Source organism: Psychrobacter piscatorii, assembly GCF_001444505.1.
GTDB classification, from domain to species: Bacteria; Pseudomonadota; Gammaproteobacteria; order Pseudomonadales; family Moraxellaceae; genus Psychrobacter; species Psychrobacter piscatorii_B.
Genome location: NZ_LNDJ01000120.1, coordinates 1 through 8,422 on the forward strand (window position 1 = coordinate 1; position 8,422 = coordinate 8,422).

Annotated in this window: 8 protein-coding genes; all 8 read left to right on the top strand. The window is 44.1% G+C overall.

All coding sequences use genetic code 11. The features are described from left to right. The first annotated feature begins 99 nt into the window (after window positions 1–99). Window positions 100–498 carry an IS200/IS605 family transposase gene (gene tnpA, locus AS194_RS12495; RefSeq protein ID WP_058025812.1) on the top strand — a complete coding sequence of 133 codons (399 nt, stop codon included), beginning with the start codon at window positions 100–102 and terminating at the stop codon, window positions 496–498. Between the two features lie 185 nt (window positions 499–683). Further along, complete coding sequence (locus AS194_RS12500) at window positions 684–962, top strand: hypothetical protein (RefSeq protein WP_058025813.1); 279 nt, start codon at window positions 684–686, stop codon at window positions 960–962. A gap of 194 nt (window positions 963–1,156) precedes the next feature. After that, complete coding sequence (locus AS194_RS12505) at window positions 1,157–1,750, top strand: c-type cytochrome (RefSeq protein ID WP_058025814.1); 594 nt, start codon at window positions 1,157–1,159, stop codon at window positions 1,748–1,750. A 140-nt stretch (window positions 1,751–1,890) separates the two neighbouring features. Beyond that, the gene (locus AS194_RS12510; protein ID WP_058025815.1) at window positions 1,891–2,544 is read left to right on the top strand and encodes a DUF411 domain-containing protein; all 654 of its coding nucleotides are present in this window, start codon (window positions 1,891–1,893) and stop codon (window positions 2,542–2,544) included. A 98-nt stretch (window positions 2,545–2,642) separates the two neighbouring features. After that, window positions 2,643–4,355 carry a copper resistance system multicopper oxidase gene (locus AS194_RS12515; RefSeq protein WP_058025816.1) on the top strand — a complete coding sequence of 571 codons (1,713 nt, stop codon included), beginning with the start codon at window positions 2,643–2,645 and terminating at the stop codon, window positions 4,353–4,355. Window positions 4,356–4,380: 25 nt separating this feature from the next. Continuing rightward, a complete protein-coding gene (locus AS194_RS12520) occupies window positions 4,381–5,343 on the top strand; it encodes a copper resistance protein B (protein ID WP_058025817.1) in 963 nt (320 codons plus the stop codon). Between the two features lie 27 nt (window positions 5,344–5,370). Then, complete coding sequence (locus tag AS194_RS12525) at window positions 5,371–5,856, top strand: DUF305 domain-containing protein (protein WP_058025818.1); 486 nt, start codon at window positions 5,371–5,373, stop codon at window positions 5,854–5,856. Between the two features lie 56 nt (window positions 5,857–5,912). Further along, window positions 5,913–8,330 carry a copper-transporting P-type ATPase gene (locus tag AS194_RS12530; protein ID WP_058025819.1) on the top strand — a complete coding sequence of 806 codons (2,418 nt, stop codon included), beginning with the start codon at window positions 5,913–5,915 and terminating at the stop codon, window positions 8,328–8,330. Window positions 8,331–8,422 lie beyond the last annotated feature (92 nt).

Sequence of the window (8,422 nt, forward strand, 5' to 3'; positions counted from 1 at the left end):
ATTTATACGCTTTGTTGATTTTCATAAATGCGTTATTTATTAATGAGTGTGTATTTGATATTATGCTTATAATACTAGCATTTAAGGATATTTATTGCAATGAGTGAGGTATATAAAAACCGCCATGCTACCTTTAACCTCCACGTTCATTTGGTTTTTATCACTAAGTACCGAAAAAAAGTTTTAGGTGAGCTGCATCATGATTATTTCAGTGAGTGTGCTGCTGAGGTATGTAAAAGTTTTGATGCTGAGTTGAAAGAATGTAACGGTGAGACAGATCATATCCACATGCTTATCCAGTACCCGCCAACGGTGCAATTAAGCAAATTGGTTAATAACTTGAAGTCAGTCACAAGTAGACGAATGAGGGGTGATTTCATTGATTTAAGAGCAGCTTATTCCAAGCCTGTGCTTTGGTCACGCTCCTACTTTGCAAGCTCTTGTGGCGGTGCGGCATTAGATATTATTAAGCAATATATTCAGAACCAGCGAGGCTAACCAGTGATGCGAAATTCACCTCCACCCTAATGTCAGGTGGAGTCCTCTTTCGTTTTTTTGATAGTAGGATGACAGAATTGTAATCTTGCGGTCATGTCTCTGTCAGAATCACTAAAGTATGCTTTAAAGTAACTTAATATCTTAAAGTCTTTTCGACTACATACCAATTTAAATAAGGATTTACCATGTCACTATTCAAATCAATGCCACTGTCTAAATCAATCGTAGCAACTGCTATAGCCTTAGTTGTTTCAACCTCTGCTTTGGCGCACGACCCAAAAATGCATGCTGAAAAAGACCAAATGAACTGTGAGAAAATGCAAAAGCATATGCAGATGATGCAAAAAATGGATCATAGCAAAATGGACATGAATGATCCTGCTATGAAAGCCATGATGGCCAACATGAGCAAAATGAAAGCGATGTACCAAAAGCACTGTGTGAGCAGCGATAGCGACTCTTAAATATCAATTTATAAGTTCAACACTATAGTCAGTTCAATATAATTTCGATACAAGGAAACCGAGTGCAAGTTATACATTAGTATGCTTAGCGAGGATGACGCTGTAGCGGATTTATATAGACTTGACTATATTGTCAGAGAAGCTGATCAAGCAGTAATGGGATATTAAAGAAAATGGATTTTTAGGACAAACCTATGAAGTTCTTGTTAGGAATACTTTTTACTGTCTTTGTCGCTATTACGGGTATTTTTATTACGGTGACTAGTGGCATGATAAATATCGGTGCTGATCGAGCTCATAGTCCGTTGGTTTACGATTTTTTAGAAACTGCTCGCACACGCTCAATTGAACATGCCAGTAAGAATATTTTGGTTCCCAATTTAAAGAAGGCGGAAATGATCAGCTCGGGCGGTGCAGATTACAAAGATATGTGTGCAGGCTGTCATTTGTCTCCCGGCGTCAACAGCACAGATTTAAATAGCGGTATGTACCCAAAGCCTCCTAACTTTACTGAGGCGGATATCGTTAAGCGCTATCAAAAAGAGGCTGGTGCCAGACAAAGCTTTTGGGCGATTAAACATGGCATTATGGCGTCTGGCATGCCCGCTTGGGGCGCTACTCACGATGATGACAGGATATGGGCGATGGTTGCTTTTATTAGATCGTTACCTGACTTAAATGAAAACCGGTACACCATGCTAACGACTCGGTTAGACGATAGTATGTTGGATATGTCATTTGATGGTGAGATGGATATGTCAGGTGATGGATCCGAAATGCAACATTGATTTTTTATACAAAATGCAGTGCTCAATAGTGCTGCTTTTTGCGATTTGAGTTTTAAGCTTTGCTAGCACTATTTTGTCCAGTGATGTAGCTCTAATTTTTATAATATTTAATCGTCAGACAAACGCTCGGGAGTGGTTTTATGAGACGCTATACTAATAGATTTATTAATGAACATCATCTGATATCTGGCCGTGTGCTCTCGGCGATCGTGGTATTGCCGTTATCGTTAACGATTGCCGCTTGTAGTCAACCTAATTCCGCTGCTGCTGACCCAACACCAGTAAATGAGCCAACTATTGCTACGCAAAACGTGCAAACTACGCACACAGAGCAACCAACAGCTGAAACGACACCCGTCAGCGCTCATTCAGATAACCAATCAACTATCCTAAGAAATATCTCAGCCACCGTCTATAAAGATGCCAATTGTGGCTGTTGCAAAGAATGGGTCGGTTATGCCGAAGGTCATGGCCTAAATGCAACCGCGCAGAATGTTGAAGATTTGTCCCTGTTTAAAGAGCGCTACAGCGTACCCCAGCAAATGCGCTCTTGCCATACCACCGTCACTACTGATGGCTATGTATTTGAAGGTCATGTCCCTGCTAAGCACATGGCGCAGTTTCTAAAGAATCCGCCAAGTGATGCGATCGGTCTTGCCGTACCTGGCATGCCAGTCGGTAGCCCTGGCATGGAGTATCAAGATAAATTTATGCCGTATAACGTGATGCAGCTTAACAAAGACGGAACCACAGAAGTTTATGCCACTATTGAGTCTCCTCAGCAGCAGATATAGTTTGATTAATATTTGAAGTCGCTCAACCTGCTTTATCAATAATCTGCCAGATAGAGAGAGCCAACACTCATTTCATGGATTAAGTTAGGTAAATCATTATGAATAAAAATATGCTCAACCGCCGACGTTTTTTAACCGGATCCTCTGCTGTCCTTGGTGCATCCTTGATACCAACCATGGCCAGTAGTGCGTTGGGACATGCCAGTCGCTCGGGCAGTCAGAGTGCTACTATCAATAGTGATCAAAATACTCATGAAGTGCCTGTATTAACCGGTACAGAGTTTGATTTATACGTCAGTAAACAGTCCGCTATTGTGAACGGTAAAAAGAGCATGGCGACACTCATCAATGACTCGCTGCCAGCACCGACGCTAAAGATGCGTGAAGGCGATACAGTAACCATTCGTGTTCATAATCAGATGGATGAGTCGACCTCTATTCATTGGCATGGTCTGCTCGTCCCATTTGAGATGGATGGCGTACCAGGTATCAGTTTTGATGGCATACCCGCGAACAGCACCTTTACTTATAAATTCAAACTTAAACAATCAGGCACCTATTGGTATCACTCTCATAGTGGGTTCCAAGAGCAAACCGGTATGCTGGGTGCTATTGTGATTGAGCCAAAAGGCCGTGAGCGTCATCCAGTCGCAGAAGACCATGTGATCGTGCTGAGTGATTGGACGCACCGCGATCCGCACAATCTCTTGAAGCTGCTCAAACAGCGCGCTGACTTTGATAATTATCATCTGCCAGACTTCAAAAAACTACTATCTGATATTGCCGCAACAGATTTAGAAGCCGCTTATGACAAGCGCAAAATGTGGAATCAGATGCGCATGATGCCGACGGATTTTACTGATTTGTCTGGCGAAAAGACCTTTACCTATCTGATGAATGGTAAGACCACAGCGGCCAATTGGACACAACTAGTAAAAGCAGGACAGCCCGTTAAATTACGCTTTATCAATGCCTCAGCACAGACGATATTCGATGTGCGTATACCGGGTCTCAAGATGACTGTGGTAGCAACAGATGGTATTGATGTCGCACCCGTTGCGATTGATGATTTCCGCATTGGCGTGGCTGAGACCTATGATGTCATCGTCACGCCTACTCAAGATGCACATACGATATTTGCCCAAAATATCGATCGTTCAGGCTATGTCGCGACCACGCTTGCGACCAAGAAAGGTGCTCGTCCTGCGATACCTGCGATGGATCAGATCGAATGGCTGACCATGGCCGATATGATGGGTGCGATGGGTGCGATGGGTGATAAAGGCTACAAAGCAAAGCATGCCAAGACCGAATATGACTTTAAATCTGATATGCGTGTCGACAGTCCACGTATGAACCTTGATGATCCGGGTATCAACCTGCGCAATATCAATCGTGATGTGCTGAATTACAGTCAGCTGCGCTCTGTCGATGAGGCAATATTTGCGGAGCAGCGCAAGCCTACCCGAGAGATTGAGCTACATTTAACGGGTAACATGGAGCGTTATATTTGGGCTTTAGACGGGGTGATGTTTAAAGATGCGACGCCTGTCAATATTAAGCCGGGCGAGCGCGTGCGTATCACCTTAGTCAATGACACGATGATGAACCATCCTATGCATCTGCATGGAATGTGGAGTGACTTACGAACGCCATCCGGAGACTTTCAGGTACGTAAACATACGATTGTGGTTCAGCCAGCACAAAAGATTAGCTTTGATGTGACGGGAGAAGTTGGACGATGGGCTTGGCATTGCCATCTGCTTTATCACATGGAAGCCGGCATGTTCCGAGAAGTTGCCGTTGTTTAATAAACCTTCGAATATGAGCCTTATTATGAAAATATATAAAGTAGGTCTACCGTTTATTGGCATGTCATCTTTGATGTTATTAATGTCACCGTTAGCAAATGCTGCTGAGATGCCAATCATGGATCACAGCAGTATGGACATGTCTGATATGGATCATAGCAGTATGGATATGTCTGATATGGATCGTAGCAGCATGGATATGTCTGGCATGGATCACAGCAGTATGGACATGTCTGATATGGATCACAGCAGTATGAACATGTCTGGCATGCAGGGTGGTGAACCACCAGCCGATGCTCGTAGTCCAGACTATTCAAATGGGGTTCCCTACGGGCAGTATGGTAAGCCAATGATGATGGGCAGCATGCCGTTATGGGGAGTGTCAGTAGACGACTTGGGCTATCAGTTTGATGACGATCAAATCAACTTCGAAGCGACGGGTTGGTACGGTACAGATAGTAATCGTATAAGGCTACGTACCGAAGGTAGTGCTCAGACCAAAGATGATAAAGAAATCGATAGCTTGAGCTCGCTCGCTTATTGGAAACCACTGAGTATCTTTTGGAACGGTGAGGCCGGTGTCGCTTACGATACTGAAAACGACAAATCTGCAGTGATGGCAGGTATTGTCGGTACCGCGCCATATTTTATCGAAACGGACGCTAGGGCATACTTATATACGGATGGTCAGATTCGTCTTGATTTGGGCGCAGAATACGAGTGGCGTTTGGATCAGCATTGGGTAGTTATACCGGAGGTGGGGTTGACTGCCTTTAGTAAAGATGACCATGATAATGACATTACCAAGGGCTTTAATGAGATGGAAACTGAGGTCAGGCTTACTTATGAGACATTCAGTCGCCAACTCGCGCCTTACATCGGTGTGAGTTATGAGACAGCGCTTGGCAAGGCTCGTGGTCAACGACGTCAACATAATGAATCGGTTGATAGCAGTAGTTTGACAACGGGGGTTAAGTTCTGGTTTTAATATTATTAAAATAATAGGAGATATACGATGAATGCTTCAGATCAAAACAACATGAATCATCAACAGGGCATGAACCCTTATGTAAAGTTCACCCTGATGATCGTGACGTCTACGATTGTGATGTATATCATGATGTACTTCAATACCTACCAGTGGGATCACATTTACTTTAGTGAAACCAGGGCTTATATGGCGCTCTACATGGGTGCCGGTATGGCAGTCGTCATGTTGGCATTTATGACTAATATGTATAAGAAGACCAAGATTAACTTGATGATTTACGGTCTGAGCGTATTGATGTTTGCTGTCGGCATTTGGGGCGTGAGATCGCAAGCAACGGTTAATCAAGTCGATTGGATGCAGGCCATGATACCGCATCACTCGATTGCTATTCTCACCAGTAGTCGTGCTGATATTGAAGATCCGCGTGTACAACAGCTTGCTGACGATATTATAAAAGCACAAAAGCGTGAAATTGATGAAATGAAGCAGTTGATTGATGAGCTGGAATAAAGGGTATTGATATCGCTGTTTGAACCTTTACATATTGTCCTTAAGGAGTCGTTTTTATGAAACATGTGGCCAAGCAAGCGCATATCACAAGTAGTAAATACGACAAAGTGCCAGAAGGTTATAACGGTGCGGTCTATATTTGCCCAATGCATCCTAAAATCAGAGATGTTGAAGCTAGTGATTGCCCAATATGCGGTATGTTTCTTAAACCTGAAGATGAGGTTGCTGATTCAAACGATAACGAGAACAATCATGCACATTGTCATGGAAGTGATACGGAAACTACCAGCACCGAAGTAAAATCTGTCAAAGGTGGCAAATACGACAAAGTGCCAGCTGATTATGATGGTACGGTCTATACTTGTCCTATGCATCCTGAAGTTAGAGATGTTGAAAACAGTGGCTGTCCTATTTGCGGCATGGCACTGGAGCCTGCAACGCTCACTATCGGTGAGGAAGACACTTCAGAGCTTGACGATATGCGCCGTCGTTTTTGGATCTGTACGGTACTTACTATTCCGCTATTTTTATATGCCATGAGCGATATGGTTGGAATAAGTTTAGACACTATTGGTCAGTATGATATCTCATCACAAGTCGCTCAGTGGGTACAATTGGCTTTAGCAACCCCAGTTGTTATATGGGGTGCAGCGCCATTCTTTGTACGTGGTTGGCAGTCAATAAAAAGCCGCAATCTAAATATGTTTACCTTAATCGCCATAGGCATTGGCGCGGCCTATGGTTTTAGTGTCGTAGCTACTTTCCTTCCCAGTATTTTCCCCGATAGCTTTAGAGACTCGGTTGGTCAGGTCGGTGTCTATTACGAAGCAGCCGCAGTTATCACCACTTTAGTCCTATTAGGACAAGTGTTAGAGCTGAAAGCCAGAAGTCAAACTTCAGGTGCGATTCGAGCATTACTTGAGTTAGCACCGCCAACAGCAAGACGCGTGGATGAAAACGATGCTGAGGTAGAAGTGCCTCTAGAAGAGGTCGTCAGTGGCGATAAGCTACGAGTCAAACCTGGTGAAAAACTCCCCGTAGATGGCACAGTCATTGAAGGTAGTAGTAATGTTGATGAATCGATGGTCACTGGTGAACCGCTTGCTATCTCTAAAGTGACAGGCGACTCTGTGACTGGAGGCACTGTAAATGGTACTGGTACCTTATTAATCGAAGCGGTCAATGTTGGTGATGACACGGTTTTGTCCAAAATCGTCAAAATGGTCGCCGAGGCTCAGCGTAGTCGTGCGCCAATACAAAAGATAGTCGATCAAGTAGCGGGTTGGTTTGTACCGATTGTTCTTATCTGTTCCGTCATCACCTTTATCGTTTGGGCGATCTTTGGTCCTGAACCAGCGATGACCTTTGCTTTAGTGAATGCTATCGCCGTATTGATCATAGCGTGTCCTTGTGCGCTTGGGCTTGCCACACCTATGTCTATTATGGTGGGGACGGGCCTAGGCGCCCAAAACGGCGTGCTTATCAAAAATGCTGAAGCGCTTGAGAGTATGGAGAAAGTCGACACCATCGTCGTTGATAAGACTGGCACATTGACCGCAGGTAAACCTGAGTTAACCGCAATCGATGCGATGGCAGGTCAAAATGAGGATGAACTGCTAACATTAGTTGCCGCAGTAGAAAGTGCTAGCGAACATCCTTTAGCAGAAGCTATCGTTAGAGCTGCTGAGGACAAATCACTGACTATTCCCAAAGCCCATGACTTCAATTCAACGACTGGTGAAGGCGTGCAAGCTATCGTCAATGGCAAGCAAATCGCTATTGGCAACTCAAAACTGATGCAAAGCTTAAACAGTTTTGATAGTGAATTGTCGAGCAAAGCTGATATCCGCAGAAAAGACGGTGAAACGGTGATGTTTATTGCTATCGATGACAAAGCCGCGGGTCTGGTCTCAGTGGCTGATCCAATCAAGCCAAGCACTGCCGATGCTATAAAACTTCTACATGACGCAGGGCTAAAAGTAGTCATGCTAACGGGTGATAATGAAAAAACTGCTCAAGCAGTCGCTAATAGATTAGGCATTGATGAGGTACACGCTGATGTATCACCAGAAGATAAGAACCGCATTGTCAAAGAGATGCAAAACAGTGGCAGAATAGTGGCTATGGCAGGGGACGGGATTAATGATGCTCCTGCACTGGCGCAGGCTAATGTAGGTATTGCTATGGGTACAGGTACCGATGTGGCGATGGAAAGTGCAAGCGTCACTCTCGTTAAAGGAGATCTGATGGGTATTGCAAAAGCCCATAAGTTGAGCCACTCAACCATGCAAAACATTAGGCAGAACCTGTTTTTTGCCTTTATCTACAACACCATTGGAGTACCGATTGCTGCTGGTATTCTTTATCCTACTTTTGGACTGCTGCTTAGTCCTATGATAGCAGCGGCTGCGATGAGCTTATCGTCAGTATCAGTTATTGGCAATGCTCTAAGATTGCGCCGCTTAGATTTGTGATACTAACAGATTGCTAAGGCGCCGTTGTAGGCATTGGTTTTACGGAAATTTCAAAATAAGGAGGGCATTATGGGTAGTTTTTCTATTACGCA

Bases quoted from the DNA above. Each gene is read 5' to 3' on its own strand.
- AS194_RS12530 (WP_058025819.1), top strand. From the start codon at position 5,913: ATGAAACATGTGGCCAAGCAAGCGCATATCACAAGTAGTAAATACGAC.
- AS194_RS12500 (WP_058025813.1), top strand. From the start codon at position 684: ATGTCACTATTCAAATCAATGCCACTGTCTAAATCAATCGTAGCAACT.
- tnpA (WP_058025812.1), top strand. From the start codon at position 100: ATGAGTGAGGTATATAAAAACCGCCATGCTACCTTTAACCTCCACGTT.
- AS194_RS12525 (WP_058025818.1), top strand. From the start codon at position 5,371: ATGAATGCTTCAGATCAAAACAACATGAATCATCAACAGGGCATGAAC.
- AS194_RS12505 (WP_058025814.1), top strand. From the start codon at position 1,157: ATGAAGTTCTTGTTAGGAATACTTTTTACTGTCTTTGTCGCTATTACG.
- AS194_RS12510 (WP_058025815.1), top strand. From the start codon at position 1,891: ATGAGACGCTATACTAATAGATTTATTAATGAACATCATCTGATATCT.
- AS194_RS12515 (WP_058025816.1), top strand. From the start codon at position 2,643: ATGAATAAAAATATGCTCAACCGCCGACGTTTTTTAACCGGATCCTCT.
- AS194_RS12520 (WP_058025817.1), top strand. From the start codon at position 4,381: ATGAAAATATATAAAGTAGGTCTACCGTTTATTGGCATGTCATCTTTG.